Below are 25,381 nucleotides of genomic sequence, written 5' to 3' on the forward strand. Positions count from 1 at the left end.
TTAAGGCCATACGCATGAGGCCGGAGGATGCGCAACAACCACGAGAGCCTGGTGAGATTGCAGTTAGTGGCCTATTCCGAGTATGGGACTCAGCCAAACCGCCACTCCTTGAGCTGCTTCGCATCGAGCAATCGCATCTTGACCATAACCTCTACCAACGCAACAACCTTGCCGTGCCTGCTCGTCTTAACTGAAGCCCATGCCCCATCGATAGCCACCTCATCTACACCCTCTTTCGGATCGAGATACTCGGTTAGCTCGCGCTCCGCCACCGCCTGAGCCAGAGCCTTAGAACGTAAAGCCTCACCCGCGTGGCCCTCAAGCACCGGTATCAGCCGCAATCTGGACCCGGACAAAAAACAGGAAAACAACACCGCCAATCACTACCGGCACCATCACAGACCACATCAATCCGAGCCCCCGCAACAGCCACGCGGCTCCCACGGCCCCCACCCCGGCCGGGACCACAGGCCAAAAGTAGCGTAGGTAGATGACAGCTATTCGTAACGACATAAGGGAACCGTACCACAATCGCATCTCAACACCTCCCCACCTCACGCGAAGGTATCAATAACTGCCAAACATCCCCGGCATATTTCCTCACAAACAGCATGGTATTGACTTATTACATGTCAGGCGTAAAGTTGGCTGCGCGCCCCCGGGAAATTCGAGGGCAGTTGCCAAGGGAGGCACGAGGCAAAGCCGGCCTCCCGGGAGAGGGAGTCAACATGAGCAACAGGACGCGCCGGCCGTTGCGCCCGCACCCGATTTTCCTTCCTACCGCGTCGTCTGACGCTTCCTTCGCACCGCGCTCCGATGCGCGAAACCGTTCGCCCTCCCTCGCCAGGTTTGTTGGTCTACAAAAGGAGTTCTGGCTATGGAAAGAAGTATACGCATAGGGGTATTTGTTTTATTGGCACACCTGTCCGCCGCCTCCGGGGCGGCCGAGACATCCGTCATCGGCGTCTACCGCTACATCACAGAATCGGCCTTCAACAATATCAGCAGCAGCGCCCTGGTGGACGGGAAAGCCTATTTGAACGATTACGCCATTGGTGCCGACGCAAGGGTTTCCGGCGCCGGTGATGGCGACAGGTGGACCTGGGTTTTTCGTCAGGGGATTTGGTCAAATCATCATCGGCCTCACTGACCTTCCATGAAGAGTACGACGGCAGGGAAAACTGTTTCGTCAGTTACATCCTCTTCCATTATCCACAAGTGTGGTGCGGCACCACGAGCACATGGCACGAAGTCGCCTATAAAAGCTACTGCCGAACAGCGGGGAGCTGGTCCGTGGACATCCGGTATACCCCCGGAGACGGAAGTCCCGAGCAACTCATAGAAAACCCACTGGAGATCGTCTCGACCGGTCCCGAGGTGGATGTAGCTACCGCTTCAAACCGGATCCGTCCCAAGTAATTGGGGGCGGGGGGATCCCCAATCTGTCTGCGGGCAGCACCGGCGTCAAGGTTGAAGTGAACGACTCCGGTTGCCCCAACAGACCCCTGCCTGATGCCGACATCACGATCGAGACACGGACCGTGGCCGGCAGCGGTGGACATACCCACATGGGCGAACAGGCCGGCACCGGCTCGTTCCCCTCGGGAGCGCGACCGAAACCGGAATCACCAACGAAGAAGGTGTTTTCCGGACCGAATACACCGCCGGCGTCGTCGGACTGAGGGAGCAGGTGATAGCCACAGCCAGGGCGGATGTATCGGCGGAGAGTGAACCGCCAAACATCATGGAGAGTACTGGCGAAACCGAACTGACCATCGCAATTCCGGATCTCGTTCCGCTGACACCGTCCAGCGATTATGAACTGTACCAGTCACCCACCGGACAAGATACACACAAAAGAACAACTATGGGACTTTGGGGCTGGTATCGATTCTACAGAGCGTGGCAAGCCAATGGATAGAAGACCGGGTCGCCGAAGGCACACCAGTGCCTGAAGTAAGAAAACTGAGCTTCAACGATATGAGCCTGTCGAATGGTGGCATTTTCGACCTGTGCCAAAGCCTGCAAGCCAATGCAGCCATGTTTCGCATGAGGTGGGGATTGATGTGGATGTAAATGTACAAAACCGGATGGTCTTGAGTAGTGAACAAGCTGAAGAGCTTAAGGACCTATTCAAAAAACGTGAACCCCCATGTCGGTCATACACAAATACCACTTCCGTTGCGAGCCTGCGCTGACGGTCCATTGAGGTAGGAGAAGGTTTACATGAAAACATTTGCTTATCACATAATCATTACTACAGCCATTCTCTTGTTGGGGATGGTGACCGCGTCGGCCGAATGGATCGCACCCGATATCTCAGCTTCCAGTGTCGAGGTGGAAGTGGGGTTCGACCCAGCCACGGGGATTTACCGATATGACTATACGGTGATCAATCCCAGTTCCAGCTTCGCACCCGTGCGCTACTTCTGGATAGCAACAAAGCCTGAGTTTCCGACTTCGCTTGTCGGGGATCGCCCCTATCTGGATGACTCCGGGTTGCCAAGTGATGGCAGCCTCAAACGGGATCATTCCTCCGCCTCAGCCTACTCTATCCCCCTCGGCATCGAATCGCCGACAGGTTATGAAGCCACCATCGGCAGGGATGGAGACGTGGTGTGGCTTCCTGATACGCCATGGGGGCAGCCTCTCGATTTTATCGACCCCGGTGAAGTTGTCAGTGGATTCCGCCTGCACTCTCGTGTACCACCCGGAGTCGTAACGGCGCTTCTAAAGCCCAAAATCGACATGGGCCCAGGCTCGCCATACGAAGAATACGGCGAACTGTGCGGCGAGGACAACAGCCCCTGCCCCGACCCAAGAACCTTTTGGGAAGAGCGACGAGTGGTCGGCCCGCAACTGCCGCACGAGCGCGAGCTCATCGACGGCAAGGGACAGCGCGACCGGGACGAGAACCGATTCCTGCGCTTCGCCAACCCACTGGAAACGTCGGTGGACCTTTCGCCGGAGACGGAAAGTTATGACCTGGTCGTCGTCTTCGGAGAGACCATCGTGCCCGCAAGCTTCGAGGCCTCGCTGAATCGCAGCGACATCTCCGACCGGTTCACGGTGGCACCGAGCGGTACGGCCGTGGTGAAACTCCCCCTGGAGCCGGGACGCAACAAGGTGGTGCTCTCCATCGACGGCGAACGGGACGATGGACGCATCGCCACGGACACCGACCAGATCACCTTTGTGGTCAAGTAGCCGCTCTCAATTGTGGTGGTCTGTAGTGATCGATTCGTTTTGGCTACTCACGGGCGTTGCGGTGCTGCTTTTGAGTCCCATCTGGCATTTTTTGTTGTAAATTGTGTGCTGAACGTAGGGCGCATTCTTCAAAGCACCGTTTCATTGGGCGAACAGGGCCGGCGCATTTTGGATGTGCCGCGTGCGATGGTTGGTGCACTCTGAAAATCTGCCGGCTTCATGCAAGCGAGTGGTCCTATCAAGAATGCGCCCTACGCGACGGCTGTCGCTGCATTCCTCGTAGGTGCATTCTTCAAATGCACCGCTACGGAGGGTGAACAAACCGGCGCATTTGCGCGTGCCTGCGGATCGTGGGGTGCTCCTCCAAAGCCATCGGCTGCGGAGGGTTGTGGGGGCTGGTTGAGAATGCGCCCTACAGGTCGATTGCGATCCGTTGCTCCAGTTCGTCAACTGCCTGGTCGATTCCGGTGGCGGAGACCGGGGTATGACGTCCGGCCTGCAGTGACCGCAGGACGGCTTGCCTGAATGAGTTCGAATTCCAGGCCTCGGGGGACAGGGACTCTGCGCTTCCATTTTTCCTGAGCCACTGTTCGAGGTAGGGCGATTCGGGCCAGCCGGGGCGGGGGAGATAAAAAACGGGGATGCCGTTTGCTGCGGCTTCGGTGAAGCTGCCGTAACCGGGTTTGGTGATCAACAGATCGCACGAGGCAACCAGGTCGGCGAAGGGCAGGTTCAGGTCCTCGATTGTGATCGCGTCAGGGTGCTCGACCTGCCAGTCGCGCTGTACCAGCCAGCGCACGCCTTCGATGCGCGGCCACTGTTCGACCGGAAGGCGCAGATGGATGCCGCCCACGGCAACGAGGACGAATTTTTCGCCTCCGGTGTTGAAAGCGCGGTCCAGTTCGGAGCGCCGGTTGCGGCCGGACGCCATGATGGGTCCGATGTCGCGGGCGTTGTCGAGAAAGACCATGGGCATCGACGGTGCGGTGCGCAGAAATACATCGGCGCCTCTGTAGGCGGTCTCGATCTGTTCGAGGATGCGGCCGGCCTCGGGTCGGTCGGCGCAGTAGTGCCGGTAGATGTCGGCCCAGTTGAGGCAGCACATCGCCACGGAGGGGAGTCCTGCCCGACTGGCGCCGGCCAGGGTAAGGTAGGGGATATCCGCCAGAACGAGATCGGGGGCGGCGCTCCGCAGCTCTCCCGCCACGTGCTCCACCCGTTCATCCCACTGCCGATGGAACTCGGCGTAACGCTGTGCGCTGGCCTCGACATCCACTTCCAGCGCATTGTGCTGCACCATTCCGAAATCATCAGTCGCGACCTGCAGTTCGAACGGGCCGTCGATCCGGCGTTCCAGAACGGCACGTGACAGCGCAGTACGAAGTGTCAGCCGCAGTCCCGGCTGCCGCGCCCGGAGTGCATTCAGCACCGCGGCGCTCTGGGCCAGGTGCCCAAAACCGTGGGGCGAGATGGCGGCCAGCAGGTGCATCAGTGCCCCGCCTCCTCGGGTATCTTAAGGTCCTGGAGCTTGCGGTAGAGTGTCCGTTCGCTGACTCCCAGGCGCGCAGCCAAATCGCGTTTTTCTCCCTGAAAGCGGGCGACGGACCAGCCCAGGTAGCGGCGCTCCATCTCGTCAAGGGGAATGATTTCGTTGGGCATCGGCCCCGAGACCGACCGCTGCATACCGCTCCGACACTCGTCCGGGAGGTGATCCGGGAGGATTACGTCCCCATCCGTCAAGAGCGAGGCGCGCTCCAGAATATTGCGCAGCTCACGGATGTTCCCCGGGAAATCATAGGCACGCAAATAGTCGAGGGCCTCCGCGGAGAGCGTAAGGGTGCGCCCGATGTTCAATCGGCGAAGCAGATTTTCACACAGGAGCGGCAGGTCTTCGACCCGTTCGCGCAGCGAGGGAATGGTGATTGGAAAGGCATTGATGCGATAGAACAGATCACTCCGGAACTCCCCTGTCTCGACCATCTTCTTCAGTCCACGGTGGGTGGCACAGACCAGCCGGAAGTCGGCCTTCTGGGGCTCGATCCCCCCCACCCGCCGGAAGGTCCTGGTCTCCAGGAGCCGCAGCAGTTTTACCTGCAGCGAGAGCGGCACGTCGCCAATCTCGTCCAGGAACAGCGTCCCGCCGCGCGCCGCCTCCACCAGACCGATCTTCTGGGCCTGGGCACCGGTAAAGGCGCCCTTTTCGTGGCCGAACAGCTCGCTTTCGAACAGGCTTTCGGTCAACCCCGAGCACTCCACCGGCACGAAGGGACCCTTGGCACGGCTGCTGGCATCATGCACGGCCTGGGCAACCAGCTCCTTGCCGGTACCCGACTCGCCCAGCAGCAGGGCCGCCGCTTCAGAAGGGGCAACCCGCCGCACCAGCTCCAGCACACGGTTGAAAGGCGAGGATCGCCCCACCAGCCCGCTTTCGGTCGGCTCGGAACTGGCCAGACGGCTGTGATGCATGATCTCCAGATAAAAGTTCGGTTCTCCGCTCTCCCCCCGGACCGGCATCATCTCCACCTCCACGTGCTCCTCGCCGGAAGGCGTGTGGTGCAGGTGCAGGTCGCGCTGAAGCAGACCGGTCTCACGACACGCCTTAAGGGGACAGGTCTCGCCGGCCTGATCGCAAGGGAGCTGATAATGATGGGACATGCGGTAGCAGAGCGACTCGCCGCTGGGTCCGGGGTCGCCATACTCCTTCTTGTAGGCCCCGTTCGCCGCCAGGATGCGGTAATCGCGGGAAATGATGACAGCCGGTTGGCCGAAGGAGTCAATAATCGAGACCACCTCGGCTGGGATCTTTTCATTCATGGCCCGGAATCCAGTATGTCGTCAATGACAGCCATTATCTCAGATATGCCATATTTGTCACAGCACTATCGGGAATCGGCGGCGGCCCTCAGGTGCAACAGCATCCCATGGCGATCAGAACTATCTTTTATGGAATCGACACGAGGCGAAAAGTGCAATGAGGGTGTGTCCTTACCATTGCGGGTGGTGCGATGACCCGGCCTGTCAGGCAGAGGGGTGCCGGCATACCGGCACATCGCCGCTGATCGCCTGTGAACAATGCGGTGAACTGCACGAGCCGTATGTCGAGCCGGTCCAGTGCGCCGGTTGCTGCAAACCGCAGCGGGAGGATCCGTGATGTCGCGAGTAATCTGGAAAGGCAGCATCAGTTTCGGTCTGGTCAATGTCCCGGTCTCCCTCTACTCGGGCGAACAGCGGGACGAAATCCATTTCCATCAGCTGGACAAACGCAACCTCTCCCCCATCGGCTACCGGCGGGTCAACAAGAATACCGGTGAAGAGGTGCCTCGGGATGAGATCGTCAAGGGCTACGAATACGAGAAGGGCGACTACGTCCTGGTCTCCGACGACGAACTCAAACAGGCCAATCCCGAAGCGACCCAGACTGTGGAGATCATCGACTTCGTCGACGGCGACGGCATTCCACTCATGTATTTTGACAAGCCCTATTACCTGGAGCCGCAGAAGCGTGCGGAGAAGGGCTACATCCTCCTGCGGGAAACACTCCGGCGCACCGGGAAGGTGGGAATCGCCCGGGTGGTGCTGCGGACCCGTCAGTATCTGGCGGCCCTGGTGCCGGTGGAAAATGCACTGGTCCTGGAGATGCTGCGCTACGATTACGAGTTGCGCAAACCGGACGAATTCAATCTGCCCGCCGAAGACATGGAGGCCTATGGCATATCCGACCGGGAGATCAAGATGGCCGAACGGCTGGTCGGGGGCATGGCCAGCGAATGGCAGCCCGAGAAGTACCATGACGACTTTCGGGAGGATGTGCTGCGCCTGATCGACGAAAAGGTGCGCACCGGGAAAACACACGAGATCGGTGTCGGACCACCCCCTCCCGAACGCCGCCGCGCCGAGGTCGTCGACCTCATGTCCCTGCTCAAGAAGAGTGTCGAGGAGACGGAGAAGGAGCGCGGCAAGAAAACCGCACCCAAGCGACCCCGAAAGCGGGCCTGACGCCCACGGGTAGCCAAAGCAAAACCACTGAGGGCACTGAGCAATCAAGCCAGTGGGTACAAAAGTCCCTCTGTGTTCTCCGTGGTGGCTGTGTTCCCGTGCCGTGTACCCGTGGTTAACGTTCACCGTCGATAGCCATGGCACTGGAAAAATATCGCCATAAACGGAATTTCGAACGCACGCCGGAGCCGGGTGGAGAAGAAGCCGCTTCGGCCGGCGAAGCTCCGCTGTTCGTGGTTCAGAAACATGCTGCGCGGCGGCTGCACTACGATTTTCGTCTGCAGGTTGGGGTTGTGATGAAGAGCTGGGCGGTCCCCAAGGGGCCGAGTCCCAATCCGGATGACAGACGCCTGGCGGTGGAGACCGAGGACCACCCCCTCGATTACGGCGACTTTGAAGGCGTAATCCCCGAAGGGGAATACGGGGCTGGTGCGGTTATGCTCTGGGACCGCGGCCGTTGGCAACCGGAGGGTGATGCCGAGACCGCCTGGCGGCGGGGCCACCTCAGTTTTCGACTCGAAGGGGAGAAGCTGAGGGGCCGCTGGTCACTGGTCCGTACAGGCGGCAAGGAGAGCCGCAACTGGCTGCTCATCAAGTCGGATGATGACGAGGCCGGGAGCCACTGGAGTAAAGCCGAGGAAAATCGCAGCGTTGTCTCCGGACGAAGCCTGGAGCAGATTGCAGAAAGTCGTGACCATCTCTGGCACTCCGAGTCAGGAGGCGAGGCGCTGCTTCCGGAGATTGAGGGCAGGCCGGAACCTCTGCCGGCTACGATGGAAGCCCAACTCGCGCGGCTGACCGACACTCCTCCCGAAGGGGAACAGTGGCTTCATGAAATCAAATTCGACGGCTACCGTATCCTCGCCCGCCTGGATGCCGGCAAGGTCCGGCTAATCAGCCGCAACGGCAAGGACTGGACCGACAAGTTCGGTCCCATCGCCCGGGCCCTGGCCGACCTGCCGATCCAGAACGCCTGGCTGGATGGGGAGATCTGCACCCTGCTCCCGGACGGAAGGACCAGTTTTCAGGGACTGCAGGAGGCCTTGAGCAGGGGGCACGAGGAGGAGCTGGTCTACTTTGTGTTCGACCTGCTCTACCTGGACGGACTGGATCTTCGCGACCGGGCGCTGGAAAAGCGCAAGCTTGACCTGAACCGGCTGCTGGATCGGGTCGGCAGTGGCGCCTCTCCCCTTCGCTATGCCGACCACATCACCGGCCATGGGACCATCTTTCATGAACAGGCGTGCAGCCACGGCCTGGAGGGGACGCTGGCCAAGCGCGTCGACGCGCCTTATCGGGGCGGTCGCGGCGGCAACTGGAGGAAGATCAAGTGCCTGCTGCGGCAGGAGTTCGTCGTCGGTGGCTATACCGATCCGGCGGGAGGTCGAAAGGGACTTGGCGCGCTGCTTCTGGGGGTCTATGAGAATGGCGCGCTTCGCTACGTGGGAAGGGTTGGAACCGGCTTCACCGAAGCGATACTGCAGGACCTCCATGAGCGGCTGCGACCACTTGAGCAGGCGGATCCCCCCTTCACGACGGGCCTGCCGCGGAGTAGTCGATCCGTGCACTGGGTGCGGCCCGAGCTGATCGCCGAGGTGCAGTTTGCCGAATGGACGCGGGAGGGAATATTGCGCACTCCTTCTTATCAGGGGCTGAGGGAAGACAAGCCTCCCACGGAGGTGCGACGCGAGGCGACAGAACGGCTTACGCCCTCATCGACTGCGTCTGCACGGGAAGAGGCCCCTCCTCGACTGCTGAACGATCGCATTGATGGTCTGAAGCTCTCCAGCCCCGACAAGGTGCTCTATCCCGAACAGGGCCTGACCAAACGCGATCTTGCCCACTACTATCAAGCGGTTTCCGACCGGATTCTGCCCTGGTTGGCCGGGCGTCCCCTTACGCTGTTGCGCTGCCCCGAGGGTCACCACAAGGAGTGTTTTTTTCAGAAACACGCCGAGGGCACAATCCCCAAGGCAATTCGGCGGGTAATGATCCCCGAGAAAACGGGGAAAGAGGCTTACCTGTTCGTGGATGACCTTGAAGGACTGATTGGTCTGGTCCAGATGGGGGTTCTGGAGATCCATACCTGGGGCGCGCGCACCGACCGGACCGAAGCCCCGGACCGGGTGATCTTCGACCTGGATCCTGATGCGGGTCTGGATTGGGGGGCCGTGGTCGATGCAGCGCTGGCGGTCCGCTCGCGTCTGCGGGAACTCGGCCTGGAATCTTTTCTGACAACCACCGGCGGAAAAGGCCTGCACGTAGTGATGCCGCTCATGCGCCGGCACGGCTGGAAGGAAGTAAAGGCCTTCGCCAAGGCGGTGGCGGAGGACCTGGTCAATGATGCCCCGCGTCGCTATACCGCCAGCCCGTCGAAGCGGGCCAGGCAGGGCAAGCTGTTTATCGACTATTTGCGCAACTCCCGGGGCGCAACCGCAATCACCCCCTACGGCACCCGCGCCAGGGCCGGCGCCCCGGTCGCGACCCCCATCGCCTGGGACGAACTGACACTCGACCTTCGAGCGGACCAGTGGAACGTCCACAATATCTCCGAGCGGCTGACAAACCTGGAAGAAGACCCCTGGAAGACCTATCGCAGTGTTCACCAGTCGATTACCGTCGCCGTCCGGCGCCAGTTGGGGCTTGAATAGCCGACAGGCTGTCGCCGCTCATTGGTAACCTGTGGGTCGGGCTTTAGCCCGTCGCGGTGACGGCCTGAAGACCGACCTACATGGAAACCAGAGAGTGCGAGAGGCTACCGCCGGGGTCGATTATCCCAGTCCGAGGACTGCTAGTGTACTGTTGCATGCTTGGCGATACTTTCAGAGCCCCCCAAAAACGTCAGGACAAGGCGCAGCGCGCAGGCAATGGTTATTCCCTTGTCAAGCGCTGCAACGCCGTCATGGCGTTTTTGGGGGGCTCCCTCCGGGCGAGCCGCTGGCCGGCCATCTGCGGCGTTGCGTTCTTGGGCCGCTCTTGCGCATGGATGCGCAGGAGCGGTCTGGCCGGCCAGCGACTCGCTGAAAGCACCGCCAAGCATGCAACAGTACACTAGACTCGAACGATACATCCCGACTGGAGAGCCTCATGCGCAAACGTGTTATCGAGCGGCAGGCCCGCCCTTCGCCGGCTGAAGCCGAAGGCTGGCTGGACCTGGAACGGATTGCGCGTGCCGAGCTGACCTCCGAAGACCCGCAACACCCGTTCGAAAACACCCTGGCCCCACCGGGAAGGGACGGCTGGCGCGCCGAAGTACCGGGGCCGCAGACGATACGGTTACTCTTCGACGAACCGCAACGGATCCAGCGCATACATCTGGTATTCGAGGAGCATGAGCTCAACCGGACGCAGGAATTCGTAGTACGTTGGTCTACCAGCGGCGGACACACCTACCGCGAGATCGTTCGGCAGCAATACAACTTCAGCCCGCCGACGACCGAACGTGAGGAGGAGGAGCTACAGACAGAGCTCAATGGCCTCACGGCGTTGGAGATCGAGATCATTCCCGACATTGACCGGGGCGACGCACGTGCTTCGCTCAAGGAGTTACGGTTGGCGTAGGGTGCAATTCTTCAAATGCACCGTCCCGGTGATGGTTGGAGCCGGCGCATTTGGTTGTGCAACGGGCGAGGGGTGGTGCACGCTGGAAATCTGGCGGCTTTATGGAAAGGAAGGTGGTGCGTCAGAATGCGCCCTACGGATCGTCCCGGGGTCGGAACCGGCGCATTTGATTGTGCACCGGGCGATGATTGGTGCACGCTGAAAATCTGGCGGCGCCATGGAAAGGAAGGTGGCGCGTCAGAATGCGCCCTACGGATCGTCCCGGCGTCGGAACCGGCGCATTTGGTTGTGCACCGGGCGAGGGGTGGTGCACGCTGGAAATCTGGCGGCTTCATGGAAAGGAAGGTGGTGCGTCAGAATGCGCCCTACGGGGATCGTCCCGGTGATGGTTGGAGCTGGCGCATTTGGTTTTGCCCCCAGGCGATGATTGGTGCACGCTGAAAATCTGGCGGCTTCATGGAAAGGAAGGTGGTGCGTCAGAATGCGCCCTACCAGTAGCGGACGCGGCCGGTGTCCACATGGATGAAGTCGGATTCCGGGTAGTAGCCTACGCCGCCGCGTTTCAGAGCTACGGCGGCTTGTTTGAGCCGTTGAGTCGGGGTACCCGGAAGGCGGATATCGATGGCCTTTCCCACCTTGTGCAGGCTGTACTTGGCGATGCCTCCGGAAGTGGCGCGCAGTGCCTCGTTGGTGCTCGGGGAACGGTAACCCGAAATCACATGAAAGGTCCCCCGCCCATCCACCCGCTGCTGGATGGCCCAGAGCAGATCGAGTAGCCCCAGATCGATTCGTTTTACCTCGCTACTGCGATGGTCGCGCAGAATGTAATCGACAGCGTCCAGAGCCTCAGGGATGTAGTGTCCCTCTTCCCAGTAGGACGTGCGCAGGGATTCACCGGTGTGAAGGCCATAGAATGCCAGTTCCCGCACGTGTTCCTCCCGCGCCGGAACACTCGTGGTCGAGAAAGCCGGTGGTGTGATTATCGTTGTCGCACACGCAGCCGCGGCCTTTAGCAAACCCCGTCGGCCACGGTCCACCCGGTTCCGCTGATTACGGTTTTGCATTTTTCCCTCGAATTCAATTCAAGGGAGATCAAACCGCAGATGGCGACCGCGGTAAACGAATCAGTTCACGTTAGAGATGAAGCCTGGCAGCCCACCCTGCAAAGCGGCTATCAGCTCCCGGTTTCGACCATAGACATCATCCCGAAACTGCACCCGGCCTTCGGAGTCGACCCAGGCGGTCTGATAGACGAAATGAACCGGTACCGGCTCCGGCAGGGTTATCTTTTTCCACGCCCCCGACTCCGCGGCCTCGAGCAGACGGCCACTTCCCCAGGTGTCATCAAGCAGTGCAGCAGCGAGCGCAAAGGGTTTTTCGAGCCGGATGCAGCCGTGGCTCAAGGCCCGATCGCGGCGCGTAAACAGATGACGGTCCGGGGTATCGTGAAGATAAATGGCAAAGCGATTGGGAAGCACCAGCTTGATCTGCCCGAGCGCGTTGCGGCTTCCCGGCTCCTGTTCAAGGCGATAGGGAAACGGTTCCTCCCTGTCGAGCTGCAGGGCAGCCAGGACATCGTCCCGGGTCAGTTCCACCGGATGCCCTTCCCTGGACACCTGAATGCCCTGTCGGGCGAAATAGGACGGGTCCGATAGCAGACGAGGCAGCAGTTCGTCACGGGCAATCGCCTCCGGTATCACCCACCCGGGGTTGAGCACCAGATAACGAATCGGGGAGCTGAAGGCCGGAGTCTCCCACTCCTTCTCCGCGCGGCCAACAATAACCCGCATATTCAGCTGTTCACGATCGGCGTCGTAAAGGGAGAGACGAAACCCGGCGACATTCACCATCACGAAGCGCTGCGCCTCCGTCCGGGGCATCCAGCGCCAGCGCTCCAGACTGGCCCGGATCTGTGCAAGCCGCTCCTCGACCGGCACATTCAGGGCCGCCCGCGTGTCGGGACCCACCCGACCGTCGACCCGAAGCCCATGCCGTGCCTGAAAAAGTCGTACGCCCCTCTCGAGCTGCCCGTCGAAAAACCCCGGGTCGGGAACATCTGCCAGGGAAAGGTCGCCGCTCTGGGCCAGGCGGCGGCGAAGCGTGGCGATTCGCGGCTGGCGATCACCCCGTTTCAGGCTCTCCCCCGGAGGAAGATAATGGAAGCCGCCCATACGGGCCGCGGCCCGATAGTCCCGAAGGGCGCGACGCAGCTGGCGGTACCCGGTTGCCTGTGGAGCCAGACTGTCCAGAACGGTTGCCACCGATTGGCCATCGGCCAGCAGCTCGATGATCCGCCCCGGTGCCAGGTAATCCCGCTGCCAATGCCAGGAGGGGTCCACCCTGTAGGGATCGGTTTGCCCCCGGTAAAGTTCCGAGGCGGTAACCAGCAGGGCATGGGTGAGTTGCAGTTCGACGGCGGCGATACGCTCGGAAGAGACCTCGCCAAGGGGAATATAGGGCGTGCGGGCATATTCGAGGCCATGGCGCTCATTGGCCAGCCAGGTCAGGAATTCGCGGGCACGGGGGTTGAGTCCGCGGCTATCGAACCAGAGGGGTGTATAGCCTCTTGAAGAATAGACGCTGTGCCAGGAAGAGCGGGTCGGTAGCCGAGCCACATCGGCGGGCATTGCCTGGTCGCTTTGCAGCCAATTTCGCAGCACCTTTCCTACACCGGACTCGGCATCTGCTGCTGCCGGATTCAACAATCCGCAACACAGCACGACGACGGCCAAGGCGCGGCGCGGTCCAGCGCGGAACTCTCCATTCACAAAACAGTGGTTCACCCGGCTTCCTCCACCCTTTCGGTCAACGCCCGACAATCGCGCGCTTCGGCCCCTCCGGCCTCGAGAAAGGGGACCAGAGCTGCAGCAGGTCCAAAGAGTGCCGCCAAAGCCACTGATCCAAGGATCTCCGGAACAGGGTCGCCAGCCGCCTCAAAGGAGGGGTCGCGAAACGGTCCCTGCACGGTTACCGGCCGATTCAGGTAGAGCGGACTCGGCTCCTTGGCCCGGGTGGCCACCTCCAGATTGAAAGTTTCGCTCCGCAGGTTAATCAATCCCTCGACAATCAGCACGGCGGCTTCGGTATCGACAACAGCGGTCTCTGCCCTGGCAATGCCGTTTTCGACATCAAAGAGGGCGATGGCGCAACGAATGGGCGTACTGGTGTCTTCGCCGCGGACCAGAAGGAACTTGGCAATATCCAGTCCGGCCGCCGCCACCAGGATACTGTCCAGCCGCCCCCCGGTACCGACCAGTTCAATGCGCCCGTTCCCATGACCGATGGCGGAGGCGATCGTGGGCCCGTCACCCGCCAGGCGCACGCGGCCACCGATCACGATCTGGGTGGCCTCCACCGGTTCGATCTCCGGCAGAAACTTCGCCAGTTGGACGCCTTGCAGCTCCAGGTCCAGCCCCATCCCCGGCAGGCCGACCGCATCGAATCGTACACGGCCCTTCACCTGACCGCCCGCGATGCGCACCCGAAGAGGGTGAAGGGTGAGGCGACCATCCTGCAACCGGATGAATAACTCGAGGTTACGGAGGGGGATGATGGGGGTTTCCAACACACCTGCCTTCAGCTCGATATCGACTCCAAGGGCCCGCAGCCTCTGTTCGGCAATACGAGCCCGAGGCAATATCTCGGTCCGCTCCTCCTCTCTCTCGGGTTCGGCCAGAAACATACCGATGTCCGCAGGCGACAGACGCTCTCCGGAAAGGTGCCCCTTCAGTTGCGGAGGGTGGACCGAAAAATCCACACCGATGCGACCCTCCAGGTCCGACTCCCCCACCTGCAGTTGCAACTGCGAAAGCACATACCGCGCACCCTCTCTTTGCAACTGACCGCTCATGGCATAAGGCGGGGTGGGCGGGGCCGGTACCCCGGCGATAGGAAAAAGACGCCCCAGGTTGGGGCCGCTCAGTGCCACGTGCGTATCGAAGAACCGCCCGCTCCCATCGCCTGTCAAAACACCGTCGACCGCCAGCCGCGTCTCGGCGATCACCAGTTCGCCGCGGAGCGGAAAACGCGCGCCCGGGGTCTGCAGATCGGTAACGTCCCCACCCTCTGCGCTGGCAAACAGCGGCAATCCGTCAAGGGTACCCCGGATATCCAGAGTGGCGCGATCTTCATAGCTCGACAGGTGTGCTTCGGCAAGCACGAGCGACCGTTCACTGTCCCGGGTGTGATCACGGTATTCAATCACCACATCATTCAGTCGCGCGCCGGTAATGACCGGCAGCTCAGCCCCTCCTTCCCCATCCTGCCCGCCAAAGGTCCAGTTTGTAGCCCCCTTCGCGGAACGGGTCAATCGCAGGATCCCCTCATCGATTCGGAGATCGGTCAGCAAGACCTTGCCACGAAGCAGCGGTAGTAGTCCGATGGTTGCCGTCGCCTGTTCGATGTCGAACATCGGCTGTTCCGCCCAGGCGGAGTTCGCGAGGCGCAAATCCGAGACTCTGATTCGGGTCGGCAATCCCCAGTCGATCCCGAGATCACCGATTTTCAGTGCGCGCCCCGTCGCTTCCTCGACCCGGGATTCGGCGAATCGGGCTACGTCCGCGTCGTCGATCAAAAGCACGAGGGCAACCATCGCGGCCGCTATCAGCAGCAGAAGCGTCGCGATACCCTTGAGTACGGTGTGCTTTCCCTTGCCCTTCCGACCCGCCATTCCGTGGCCTCCGGTTTTGCCAGCGAGTATAGCGAGCCAACCGAAGGGCGGCACCGAACAGATCCGGTTCCACGCAAGTCCGTAGCGCAGGAGCGGAGAAGCCACGAGCCGGACCGCTATCGCGAGTGCCGTCGCTCCTACAGGAGAAACCCCAACCGCGGTAGGAGCGGCGGAAGCCGCGAGTCAGGCCGCCGGGAAATGGTCGCTAGGATGCGGTCAGACGGGCGTAGAGCAGGGGCAAATGTTTCGGCAGCTCTTCCGGTCGACGAATGACGATGAAGCTGTCCGGGCCGAACAGGTGGGGCAGGTATTCGCCGCCTTCACGATCGATGGTCACACAGAACGGAAACAGGCCTTTTTTACGGGCCTCGCGGACCGCCTCCCGCGTATCCTCGATACCGTAGCGACCTTCGTATTTGTCGAGGTCATTGGGTTTGCCGTCGGTAAGGATCAACAACAACTGCCGGCTTGCGCCCTGGCGCGACAGCAGATCGGCACTGTAACGAATCGCCGCCCCCATGCGGGTGTAGTACCCGGGCTTGATGGCATTGATCCGACCCCGGACGCGATCATCAGGGCGCTCATCGAACCCCTTGAGTTTGTGAACCCGAACCTGGTCACGGCGTTTCGAGGAAAACCCGTGAATGGCGAACCGATCGCCGGTGGCCGAGAGGGCTTCGGTGAACAGATGCAGACTATCGCGGATAACATCAATGACCCGATCGTCATCATTGACCGCCGCGTCGGTCGAGAGCGAGAGATCGGCAAGCAGCAGGCACGCCAGGTCACGGTTGCCGTTGCGAAACTCCCGGTACAGATTGTCGCCTGCAGCAACATGGCCACTCATTTTTTCGGTGGTAAAGTGCAGGTAGGCATCCAGGTCCACCTCGGATCCGTCGGCCAGGCCGCGCTCCCAGATCCGGGTCTGCACCAGTGCCTGAAACTGGTTACGCAGCCGTTTCGCCGTGCGACGAAGGTGGACTGGCAACTCGGGCGCCCCCAGGTGGCGTGCCTCCATGGGCAGAATGCAGCAGCGGTCGGGTTGCAGTTCACGTTTTCGGTAGTCCCACTCGGGCAGGGTGACACCTTCACTGAGGGGCAGGTCGTCGTATTCGGCGGCGGGCATATCCAGATCGAACCGCAGGCGTTTCACCGAAGGCTGCGAGTCGCGGGACACACTCATCACGTCCATGTCCTCGGCAGCTTTCTCGGCGTCCTCATCATCGTCGTCGGTGGTCCGGTCGACATTCATGAACTCCGCCCAGCTGAGGATGGCATCCATACGTATCGCCACCAGACCATCCTCCCCCTCAGGCATGTCGGTCCGCTCGGCACGGCGGCGCTGTTTCTTTTCCGGTTCCTTGCTTTCGCCCGAAGGTGAACCGTCGGGTGCGTCCTGTTCGGAAGAGCACCGGACCGCTCGCAACAGGGGCGGCGAGGGATGCAACCAGAGGTGAACCGGCTGTGGCGGACGTCCGGCCCACGGCAATTCCAGCGTCTGATCGGGATCGGAGAGTGCAGCGCGGATGACCCGCTCCTGGGCCGCCTCGCCATCAGGGAGCGAGTCCGGGTCGGGGCGAAGCGCCTGAAGCGCGGCGATCAGCTGGGCATAGCGCGTGCGGAGACCGGGAAACCGGGCCAGGGCGATACGGGTCAATGCCTGATTGCGCGCCACCCAGGGAAGCGGCAAATCGGGAGTCTCCTCCCCGGCAGCCAGAGCGGCCAACCAGAGGTAGAGATCGCGATTTCGCTCCCGTTCCGGAAACAGATCGATACGGCCCGGCAGACGCAGGGTGGATTCATCCCGCCATGCGAGCGGAACTGCACGACCCGTGCCGGCGACCTTCTGCAGGAAACGTCGACGCGCACCATGCTCGGTACCGGAAGCCGCCTCGATCTTCAAGCCACCGTCGCCGCCAAAAGCCCGGAACAGGACCGCCAGGGTCACCCGCATCTCTTCGAGTGTTACCGCCGCCTCGGCATGGTCCTGCTCGGCGGTACTGGTGATCCAGCGATGCCATTTTTTTCCGACCCACTCTTCCATCAGTCGCGCACCTTCGGTTACGAGGAGTTGGCGGAGTCGCAGAGCCCGCAGAGGAGATGACCACCGTCACTATTGGACCCACAGCGGGAAGATTGTGTTCCCGGCGTCCTGTTGCCTTCCCTCCTGCCGTCCGAGCGCCCGAATTCACGATCGGATACATCCAGGGCATCAGCGCCGCTCACCCAGTGCAGCAGGCTCTCCCGGGGGCCGCCCATGACCTGGTCGCAGGCCTGCAGACAGCGTGCGCACTGGGTACAGGTAAACATCCGCCGCTTGATGGAGCGGGGCTTCAAACGCATCGGGCAGGCGTTGTCACAAGCGTTGTCGCAGTCGGTGCATGCCTTGACGCGATGGCGATCGAAGCCGACCACCATGGCTTTCTTGTTGCCCATCCAGGCAAGACTCTGGAACAGGCCGACAGCACAGCCGAAACGGCAGAACAGGTGCCGGGCATAGAGGAATTCGATACTGAAAAGCAGCGTGCCAATGCCGATGAACAGTGCCTGGTTGCGGGTCGGCTGCAGGTTGGCCAGGTTGCCGTAGACCTCGGCCGGCGGCAGCAGGTAGGTCAGCAGTGCGGTCGCCCAGAGGAACGCAAAGCCGACCACCGCAAACAGCGTGGGGATCCACCATATCCGGGAGGGGCGGATCCGCCGTCCGTCCGGCAGGATTTCGGGCAACCGCCGCTTGTCCCAAACACTGAGTTTACCAATGGCGCGCCGCATCAGCGCATTGATGGTTTCCACCACCGAGAAATGCGGGCAGAGCCAGCCGCAATAGAGCCGCCCGTATTTCCAGGAGACCCAGATCACGCCACCGACCACCAGGACAATGGGCAGCAGGCCGCGCAGCGCCATCTGGACGGCGGCGCCCCCGGCGCCGATCTCGCCGGCGGCAAAGCGATCAATCCCCAGAGTCCAGGGATAGCCAAAAAGGAAGAAGTGTCCCAGGGTCAGGTCGAACCGGAAGAGATCCAGCGGGGGGGCCAGCACAAACAGTACAAAGAACGCGGACCGCAACCACAGCCGCTTGGTCTCCCTGGTGTACTGTTTCATACGAAATGGCACTTTCAGAGCCCCCCAAAAGTGTCAGGACAAGGCACAGCGCGCCTAGTCACAGGGAACTCCCACGAGAGGAAAACGATACGATTTTCCGGCCATCGCCTTGGCCAGTCCTATTACGCCCAGCAGCACCAGAAAAGTGTGCACGGTGAGGAAGTGCAGCAGTGCCACGGTCCAGGCGGCGGGTGTGGCCCAGTTCCCTGCCGCAAGGATGAGAATGGTCACCCAGATCAGCAGCAGAGCGGCCCACATGGTTGCGCGCACGGTCTGTGCCAGATGGCTGCGGGCCAGCGGCGAGGCATCGGAATAGGTGCGCAGATAGACCCAGAACAGGATGATGCATCCCACAGCCGGTAGCAGCAGCAGGTTCACCAGGTAGAGCGCCTCGGCGATAATGGCGAGTCGCTGCCCGGGAATGTCTGTTATATCAGCTGCTTCCGCCATTTCTTCTCCAAATTTGTGAACGTTATCCGAACACCGCGCGTACGACTTCCATAAGGGCGTCTGCAGTTTCCGGATCGTCGGTAAGGGGCTCCACGATGGCAGCCCTGCAGGCCTCCACCGGGTCGAAACCGTTGTTGATCAGCGTGCCCGCATAGACCAGAAGCCGCGTCGAGGCGGACTCCTCCAGATCGTGATCCTTGAGGGCGCGCAACCCTCCGGCCAGCGCCACCAGCCGTTCGGCAGTGGCGGTTTTCACACCGGACTCTCCCATCACCACCTGCCGCTCGGTCTCGGGACGCGGGTAGTCGAAACTCATACCCACGAAACGCTGCCGCGTACTCGGCTTCATGCCTTTCAGCAGATTCTGGTAACCGGGATTGTAGGAAACCACCAGCATGAACTCCGGCGGCGCCTGGAGGACCTCTCCGGTGCGTTCGATGGGCAGTGTACGCCGGTCATCCGAAAGCGGATGCAGCACCACGGTGGTGTCCTTGCGAGCCTCGACCACCTCATCAAGATAGCAGATCGCCCCTTCACGCACTGCGCGGGTCAGGGGGCCATCAGCCCAGTAGGTGGTGCCGTCCCCGATCAGGTGACGGCCAATCAGGTCGGCAGCGGTCAGATCATCGTGGCAGGCCACAGTATACAACGGCCGCCCGAGCCTGGCTGCCATATGGCGAATGAAGCGTGTCTTTCCGCAACCGGTCGGCCCCTTGATGAGGACCGGCAGCTGGTGTTGATAGGCGTTCTCGAAAAGCGCAATCTCCTGGCCCTGGGGAGAATAGAAAGGCAACTCCTGGAACGCGGTTCGCTTTGCTTCGGCAGTCACGACTGTTCTCCTATTCGAGGCCCACAAGGTAGGCAATGGCAATGAATGCTGTCACCACGACGAGATAACCGGTCATGATTGCCCGGAACAGTATCGGCGCGCGCCGCAGGCCCATGAACCAGCTGGCCACCAGCTGACTCTTGAGCAGCGTCATGGCGAGTACAAAAGAGACCGCCGCCGGTCCTGCCAATTGCATTTCCCCGATGGCGAATGTCATGAGCGTCAATACAAGCAGCAGCACCCATATTACGGTGAAAGCTCTGACGGTGGTCGATTCTGATTTCATGTCAACACTCTCTTCGGTCTTGCCGCGCGCACGGAGTTCATTCTGGGCGGCCCGTACGCGTGGCGATATACGATTTGCGAGATACCTCGAAAGAGGAGAAACGGGGAATCATCAGCGGATCACGTAGACCAGCGGAAACAGCACAATCCACACCAGGTCCACCATATGCCAGTAGGAGGCGCCACTTTCGATGCCGGTGTGTTCGGAGGCAAAATAACCGCCGTTACGCGTCTTCAGGAGGATATACCCCAGAATCACCATTCCGAGGATGACGTGCATATAGTGGAAGAACGTCATCATGAGGTAAAACATGTAAAAGGTATTGGTGGAAAGACCAACACCGGCGGCGAACTTGCCGGCGAATTCTGCCGTTTTAATCGCCAGGAATAGCCCGCCCATGCCCATCGCAGCGATTAACCAGCGTGAACAGGCCTCCTGGCGGTCGGCACGGATGGCCACCACCGCACGCACCACGAAATAACTGCTGGTAATCAGTGCCAGCGTATTGAACATCCCGCCGACGCGGTCGAGCGTGAGCTGGGAGGCGTTGAAAAGCGCCACGTCGCCGTTCCTGGTGAAGGCATAACTGAGGAACAGCACCCCGAAGACCAGCAGTTCTGCAAAGATGAAGAACCAGATAGCCAGATCGCCCGGCAGGCGGCGTTCGGTTGCGACGGCGGTAGTCATATTCACTCCTGTTCGATCAGCAGCCCTATTAGCGCCCAAACGGGGGCAGCGCCGCATTGACCTGAGTCAAACAGTCAGGAATTAAATGAAGAGGAGATCAGTTTACGGCCTCGAATCGTTTACACCCCTTTCGGACCACGGGGAACACGGGGCGCACGGGGGAGAAAAAGACTCGAATAACCGGTTTTACCCCCGTTGTCCCCGTGCACCCCGTGGTTACCATTCCTTCATTGAATCGGGCCTGCACAGCAGGGGGTACGGCTCGCAATGACAATGGGCTGAGCACAGCGCCTGGACGATCAGCGCTCGATCTCGTCGCGCAAGTCGCCCAGGGTGCGGTGCACCGAGTGGCAGCGGGCGCATACCGTTACCCCGAGCTCTCCGAGAAGACGGCCCTGGGCGCTGCGGTCCGTCCCCTCCAGAACCGTATGCAGGTTGTCCAGCAGGTCAGGGGTGTGGGCAAAAATGCGTTCTCTCGGCGCTGAATCTCGGTGGCACGAGGCACAACTCCCGGATAACCGGTCCAGCTCGCTGCGCAGAGTCGCCACTGCCGCCTGGGCCCGCCGGGGGAAACCGTCCTTGAGCGCGATCTTGACGTCATTGAGTGAACGGCTGATCTGGCGCATCGCTTCGGGATAGGTGGTCTCGCCGCCGTGGCCGTCGGCGACAGATACATTGCCGTAGTCAGGAGAGCGGTAAAGCGCGGCCGCCGTGGCCTGAAAATCCGAGTGACAACCGTCGCAAGTGGTATCGAGGCGGCGCAGTGCGGCCTCGGTCTCTGTCTTGTCGGCACTGCGGACGGCGGTCACCAGCCGCTCCATGGTTTCCGGCTCGACCTCTATCTGCCATTCGGGGACCATACGGGGAATCTCGGTATAGAGATCATGAAGGCGTTCACTCCAGTGGATAGCCCTGTCCCGGTTCCCTGTGTCGGTATAGTACTCCACCGCCTGCATCGCTTCGCGCAGGCCGAACATGGTATGCAGCCAGACCTGGCGTTCATTTTGCGGCTTGTACCAGTTGGCCAGCGACTCCGGCGGCAAACGGACAACCACCTCCTTCGCACCGGCCGCCGAAACCGTCGCCACGATGAGAAAAGAAACCACCAGCGCCCGCCACCTGTTGCTACTCACTGTTCATACCCGCCACTTGTCGCCTGTGATTCATCACTACTAACCCATCGAAATCGGTGCCGGCCTGAAGGCCGACCTACAGCCTGGCCACTAGCAACTCGCTACTAGCGACTAGCCACTCGTCACTAGCCACTGCCCCTAATGGCTGGTGCCTTCCGAGAGCCGGGTCTTGTTCCAGACGTTGTATTTTCCGGAGGGCTTCACCATCGGAATCCGTTTGACCTCCTCGAGGGTCTTTGCATCGTACACCACTACCGCCCCGTCCATGTCCCAGATACTGACCAGGGCGTAACGGCCGTCACGGGTAAACTCGACGTGTGCCGCGGTTTTGCCGGGTGCCGGGCGAAGGGTCTTGACGATTTCCAGACTCTGCTTGTCGATAACGTGCATGGCATCGCGGTGCTCGCCGAAAAACACGTCGACCCAGGCGTAGGGAGTGTTCTCGTGGCTGCGCATGAAAAAGCCCGAGCCCAGTGTCGGTATGCGAGCGACATTTTCCCAGCTCTCCATGTCGACAACGCTGACCTCCGCTTCCTTGAGATTGGGCGTCGCCATCACCGTGCGGCCGCGGTAATTCCAGGTGATGCCGGAAGAGAGGTGCGGCATACCGGGAATTTCCAGCTCACTGACCACCCGACTGGTATCCAGGTTGACGACCTGGCCGGTTCCCTTGCGGGAGGTACCGATCACGAATTCGTAGTCCTGGTCGAAGAAGAAGTCATCCAGGTAGTCATGCACGGTGATGCGGCGTTTCGGGAAACGGGCGACAGGCTCCAGGTCGCCCGACTCCTTCCGATAGTCGTGGGTCCACCCGGCATAGTCGTTGGGCGGTTCGTCCAGGTAACTAATTTCCCAGACCTCGGGGATGTCCTTGAGGGCGGCGACAAAGCTGTTTCGCGGACGCGCGGTGTAGACGGCGCTGACCCGCGAGGAGGTACCGTCGCTACCAACCGCGTCGATCACCTTGACGGGCTCGAGGTTGCGCGCATCGAGAACCACCAGGGTATGGGGAAGATAGTTGGCCACCATGATGTAGCGGTCATCCGCCGACACGGCGATATTGCGGGTGTTGATACCGGCCCGGACTTCGGCAACCGGCTTGAGATTGTAGATGTCGTATTTGGTAATCCAGCCATCCCGGGATGCGAAATAGACGAAACGTCCGTCACGGCTGTATTTGGGGCCGCCGTGCAGTGCGAAGCGGGTCGCAAAGCGGTGAATGGGTTTGAAACTGTCACCATCGAGAATGGTGGCGTGATGGTCTCCGACCTCGACCACGACGAACAGGTTGAGCATGTCGGCCGAAAAAACCGGTGTATCGCCCAGGGTGTGGAGCGGATTGTGGATAATGTGGCTGTCCCGGATCTCGGCCATGCGCCAGCGGGGTACTTCCGGCAGCGGCGTATGGACATACTCGGCAAGGGAGGCCATCTCAGCCTCGGACAGCTTGTCCGCGAAGCCCGGCATCTGCGTGGCGGCGCGTCCCTCGGCAATCACCCGGGCGGCGGCTTTCGGCCGCAACCGCTTGAGGTTTTCCGGCAGCAGGGCCGGGCCGGTCCCACCCAGGCGATCGGTACCGTGACAGGCGGCACAGTGCTGCTGAAAAAGTTCTTCCGTTCCGGATTTTTCGCCGGGCACCGTCTCCGCCCGAACGGCGGTGGCCAGCAGTACGGCTGCGGCCGTGAGCAACAGGCGTTTCAAGGGTTATCCTCCGGCAGCCACCGCTTGCGGGTTGAGGCCGATCTCTTCGTCGGTGAGATAGCAACCCGGATCCTCCGACCACCAGTCGCCACTGGTCTGGTGGGCACGCACCCGGGTATTGCCGTTACAGATATTCAGCCATTTGCAGGCGCCACAGCGGCCGGTAACCGGCCTGGGGTGCTGTTTGAGACCGGCCATCAACGGGTCCGAGACATCCTCCCAGACTTCGGAGAAGGGGCGCTCGCGGACGTTTCCCAGTTCGTAGTGCCACCACATGGTGTCCGGATGGATCTTGCCGAGGTTGTCGATATTCGCCACATTGACGCCGGTGGCATTCCCACCCCAGCGTTCGAGCATCGTCTGGATCACGGGCACATAATCCGGATAGCGCTGCCTGACCCAATCCAGAAGGTAGACACCATCGGCATCGTTGTTGCCGGTGACAAACTCGCGCTCTCCTCCCTGCCGGGCATCCTCCCAAGCGGTGGCAAACAACAGGTCCATGGCGTCGCGCGTCATCCGGTGCACCGTATCGTTGCGCCGGTTCTTGTTGCCGCGGCCCGCATAATTGAGGTGTGACAGATAGAACTTGCTGACGTCCTCATCGTTCATGATTTGCAGCAGCCCGGGCAGATCCGCGGCATTGTCCCGGGTCAGAGTGAAGCGCAGACCGACCTTGATGTCGTGCTGCCGGCACAGGCGAATGCCATGCATGGAGGCATCGAAGGCCCCCTTCAGGCGACGAAATTCGTCGTGAGTCTCCCGCAGCCCGTCGATGCTGATACCGACGTAGTCATAGCCAACGGCGGCAATGGCGTCGATGTTGCTCTCGTCGATGAGGGTACCGTTGGTCGAGAGCCCGACATAAAAACCCATGGCCTTGGCCCGTTCGGAGAGGGTGAAGATGTCCGGCCGAAGCAGCGGTTCACCACCGGAGAGGATCAGCACGCGAACACCGAAGGCGTAGAGGTCTTCCATCACCGTCAGCACTTCTTCCGTGGAGAGTTCACCCTTGAAGTTGGTGTCGGTCGAGATCGAGTAGCAGTGTTTGCAGGTGAGATTGCAGCGGCGAATCAGGTTCCAGATCACCACCGGGCCCGGCATCGGTCCCCGGCTGGGGGGGAGAGTGGGCACAGGAGCCGTAAGGGCTTTCATGAATTGGGAAACTCGGAACATGTTCTGTGTCCTGTCGGTTGGCGAAGGTGGGCACCCGGGAACTTTGCATGCGGCACCGCGTATCAACCGGTGGAAATCAGCCGGTAATCCGCAGGCCCGTTTTCTTGAGTATCCGTGTACTGAACAGCACTTCATGCCCAAGGTCATCATCGCCCAGCAGTTCGGCGATCCGATTCACCTGCTCCTCGACGGCAGCGCGGTCATGACCGTGCACCATGGCAAACAGATTGTAAGGCCACTCGGGTAGATGACGGGGCCGATGGTAACAGTGGCTGACCTCGTCGAGCGCACCGATTTTTTGTCCCCAGTGGCGGATGCGTGCATCGGGAACGTTCCAGACACTCATGCCGTTACCACGGTATCCGAGTTTGTAATGGTTGGGAACCGCACCGATGCGACGAATCACCCCGGCCTCGGCCATGCGCCGAAAGCGTGCCAGTACTTCCTCGACCCGAAGATTCAGCTGATCCGCCAGCTGGTGATAGGGGCGGGGCGTCAGCGGCAGTCCGGACTGGGTGGCCAGTATAATGGCGCGATCGGTATCGTCGAGTGTGTATTCGGTGGTGATTGCTTCAGCTGTATTCATC

Annotated in this window: 22 protein-coding genes; 6 read left to right on the forward strand and 16 right to left on the reverse strand. The window is 61.0% G+C overall.

The window, feature by feature from the left end; genetic code table 11:
* Window positions 1-89 precede the first annotated feature (89 nt).
* Window positions 90-380 (reverse strand): hypothetical protein, encoded by a 291-nt coding sequence (locus BLP65_RS07955; RefSeq protein WP_139181456.1) that lies wholly within the window; start codon window positions 378-380, stop codon window positions 90-92.
* 497 nt (window positions 381-877) lie between these two features.
* Here BLP65_RS07955 and BLP65_RS07965 point away from each other — a divergent pair, with 497 nt between their 5' ends.
* The 3 genes from BLP65_RS07965 (at window position 878) to BLP65_RS07970 (ending at window position 3,207) form a co-directional block, all read left to right on the forward strand.
* A complete protein-coding gene (locus BLP65_RS07965) occupies window positions 878-1,150 on the forward strand; it encodes a hypothetical protein (RefSeq protein WP_092995089.1) in 273 nt (90 codons plus the stop codon).
* A gap of 752 nt (window positions 1,151-1,902) precedes the next feature.
* On the forward strand, window positions 1,903-2,076 hold the full coding sequence (locus BLP65_RS17070) for a hypothetical protein (protein WP_217631931.1): 174 nt from the start codon (window positions 1,903-1,905) through the stop codon (window positions 2,074-2,076).
* A gap of 150 nt (window positions 2,077-2,226) precedes the next feature.
* On the forward strand, window positions 2,227-3,207 hold the full coding sequence (locus tag BLP65_RS07970; protein ID WP_092995092.1) for a hypothetical protein: 981 nt from the start codon (window positions 2,227-2,229) through the stop codon (window positions 3,205-3,207).
* Window positions 3,208-3,619: 412 nt separating this feature from the next.
* On the opposite strand, the gene BLP65_RS07975 is transcribed toward BLP65_RS07970, so the two are convergent.
* Together BLP65_RS07975 and BLP65_RS07980 are read right to left on the reverse strand one after the other, a co-directional pair.
* Window positions 3,620-4,696, reverse strand: a complete 1,077-nt coding sequence (locus BLP65_RS07975) for a glycosyltransferase family protein (protein ID WP_217631932.1) — start codon at window positions 4,694-4,696, stop codon at window positions 3,620-3,622.
* Complete coding sequence (locus tag BLP65_RS07980) at window positions 4,696-6,021, reverse strand: sigma-54 interaction domain-containing protein (RefSeq protein ID WP_092995098.1); 1,326 nt, start codon at window positions 6,019-6,021, stop codon at window positions 4,696-4,698. The genes BLP65_RS07975 and BLP65_RS07980 overlap by 1 nt, the downstream gene beginning before the upstream one ends.
* A gap of 336 nt (window positions 6,022-6,357) precedes the next feature.
* On the opposite strand from BLP65_RS07980, the gene ku reads away from it, so the two are divergent.
* From ku to BLP65_RS08000, 3 genes are all read left to right on the forward strand, one after another.
* Entirely contained in the window at window positions 6,358-7,203 is an 846-nt protein-coding gene (ku, locus tag BLP65_RS07985; RefSeq protein ID WP_092995101.1) for a non-homologous end joining protein Ku, read from the forward strand.
* Window positions 7,204-7,340: 137 nt separating this feature from the next.
* Window positions 7,341-9,854: a DNA ligase D gene (ligD, locus tag BLP65_RS07990; protein ID WP_092995104.1), complete on the forward strand. Its 2,514-nt coding sequence runs from the start codon at window positions 7,341-7,343 to the stop codon at window positions 9,852-9,854.
* Window positions 9,855-10,290: 436 nt separating this feature from the next.
* A complete protein-coding gene (locus tag BLP65_RS08000) occupies window positions 10,291-10,764 on the forward strand; it encodes a hypothetical protein (RefSeq protein ID WP_092995110.1) in 474 nt (157 codons plus the stop codon).
* A 488-nt stretch (window positions 10,765-11,252) separates the two neighbouring features.
* Here BLP65_RS08000 and BLP65_RS08005 read toward each other — a convergent pair whose 3' ends face one another.
* From BLP65_RS08005 to ahbB, 13 genes are all read right to left on the reverse strand, one after another.
* Complete coding sequence (locus BLP65_RS08005; RefSeq protein ID WP_217631933.1) at window positions 11,253-11,693, reverse strand: peptidoglycan L,D-endopeptidase MepK; 441 nt, start codon at window positions 11,691-11,693, stop codon at window positions 11,253-11,255.
* 195 nt (window positions 11,694-11,888) lie between these two features.
* Window positions 11,889-13,547, reverse strand: a complete 1,659-nt coding sequence (locus BLP65_RS08010) for a L,D-transpeptidase family protein (protein WP_092995116.1) — start codon at window positions 13,545-13,547, stop codon at window positions 11,889-11,891.
* Window positions 13,544-15,433: an AsmA family protein gene (locus BLP65_RS08015; protein ID WP_092995119.1), complete on the reverse strand. Its 1,890-nt coding sequence runs from the start codon at window positions 15,431-15,433 to the stop codon at window positions 13,544-13,546. Before BLP65_RS08015 ends, BLP65_RS08010 begins: the two co-directional genes overlap by 4 nt.
* Window positions 15,434-15,638: 205 nt before the next feature.
* Window positions 15,639-17,477, reverse strand: coding sequence for a nitric oxide reductase activation protein NorD (locus BLP65_RS08020; RefSeq protein ID WP_092995122.1), 1,839 nt, complete (start codon window positions 17,475-17,477; stop codon window positions 15,639-15,641).
* Window positions 17,478-17,494: 17 nt separating this feature from the next.
* A complete protein-coding gene (locus tag BLP65_RS08025; RefSeq protein WP_092995125.1) occupies window positions 17,495-18,532 on the reverse strand; it encodes a 4Fe-4S binding protein in 1,038 nt (345 codons plus the stop codon).
* A gap of 54 nt (window positions 18,533-18,586) precedes the next feature.
* Window positions 18,587-18,982 carry a hypothetical protein gene (locus tag BLP65_RS08030; protein WP_092995128.1) on the reverse strand — a complete coding sequence of 132 codons (396 nt, stop codon included), beginning with the start codon at window positions 18,980-18,982 and terminating at the stop codon, window positions 18,587-18,589.
* 22 nt (window positions 18,983-19,004) lie between these two features.
* A complete protein-coding gene (locus BLP65_RS08035; protein ID WP_092995131.1) occupies window positions 19,005-19,811 on the reverse strand; it encodes a CbbQ/NirQ/NorQ/GpvN family protein in 807 nt (268 codons plus the stop codon).
* Window positions 19,812-19,821: 10 nt separating this feature from the next.
* The gene (locus BLP65_RS08040) at window positions 19,822-20,097 is read right to left on the reverse strand and encodes a cytochrome C oxidase subunit IV family protein (RefSeq protein WP_092995134.1); all 276 of its coding nucleotides are present in this window, start codon (window positions 20,095-20,097) and stop codon (window positions 19,822-19,824) included.
* 111 nt (window positions 20,098-20,208) lie between these two features.
* Window positions 20,209-20,784 carry a cytochrome c oxidase subunit 3 family protein gene (locus BLP65_RS08045; protein ID WP_092995137.1) on the reverse strand — a complete coding sequence of 192 codons (576 nt, stop codon included), beginning with the start codon at window positions 20,782-20,784 and terminating at the stop codon, window positions 20,209-20,211.
* Window positions 20,785-21,083: 299 nt separating this feature from the next.
* Window positions 21,084-21,917, reverse strand: coding sequence for a hypothetical protein (locus tag BLP65_RS08050; protein ID WP_139181457.1), 834 nt, complete (start codon window positions 21,915-21,917; stop codon window positions 21,084-21,086).
* Between the two features lie 138 nt (window positions 21,918-22,055).
* Window positions 22,056-23,618, reverse strand: coding sequence for a nitrite reductase (locus tag BLP65_RS08055; protein WP_092995143.1), 1,563 nt, complete (start codon window positions 23,616-23,618; stop codon window positions 22,056-22,058).
* 3 nt (window positions 23,619-23,621) lie between these two features.
* Window positions 23,622-24,794, reverse strand: coding sequence for a heme d1 biosynthesis radical SAM protein NirJ (gene nirJ, locus BLP65_RS08060; protein WP_092995146.1), 1,173 nt, complete (start codon window positions 24,792-24,794; stop codon window positions 23,622-23,624).
* A gap of 76 nt (window positions 24,795-24,870) precedes the next feature.
* Window positions 24,871-25,380, reverse strand: coding sequence for a siroheme decarboxylase subunit beta (gene ahbB, locus BLP65_RS08065; protein WP_092995148.1), 510 nt, complete (start codon window positions 25,378-25,380; stop codon window positions 24,871-24,873).
* Window position 25,381 lies beyond the last annotated feature (1 nt).

This window comes from Thiohalomonas denitrificans, assembly GCF_900102855.1.
Lineage (GTDB): Bacteria > Pseudomonadota > Gammaproteobacteria > Thiohalomonadales > Thiohalomonadaceae > Thiohalomonas > Thiohalomonas denitrificans.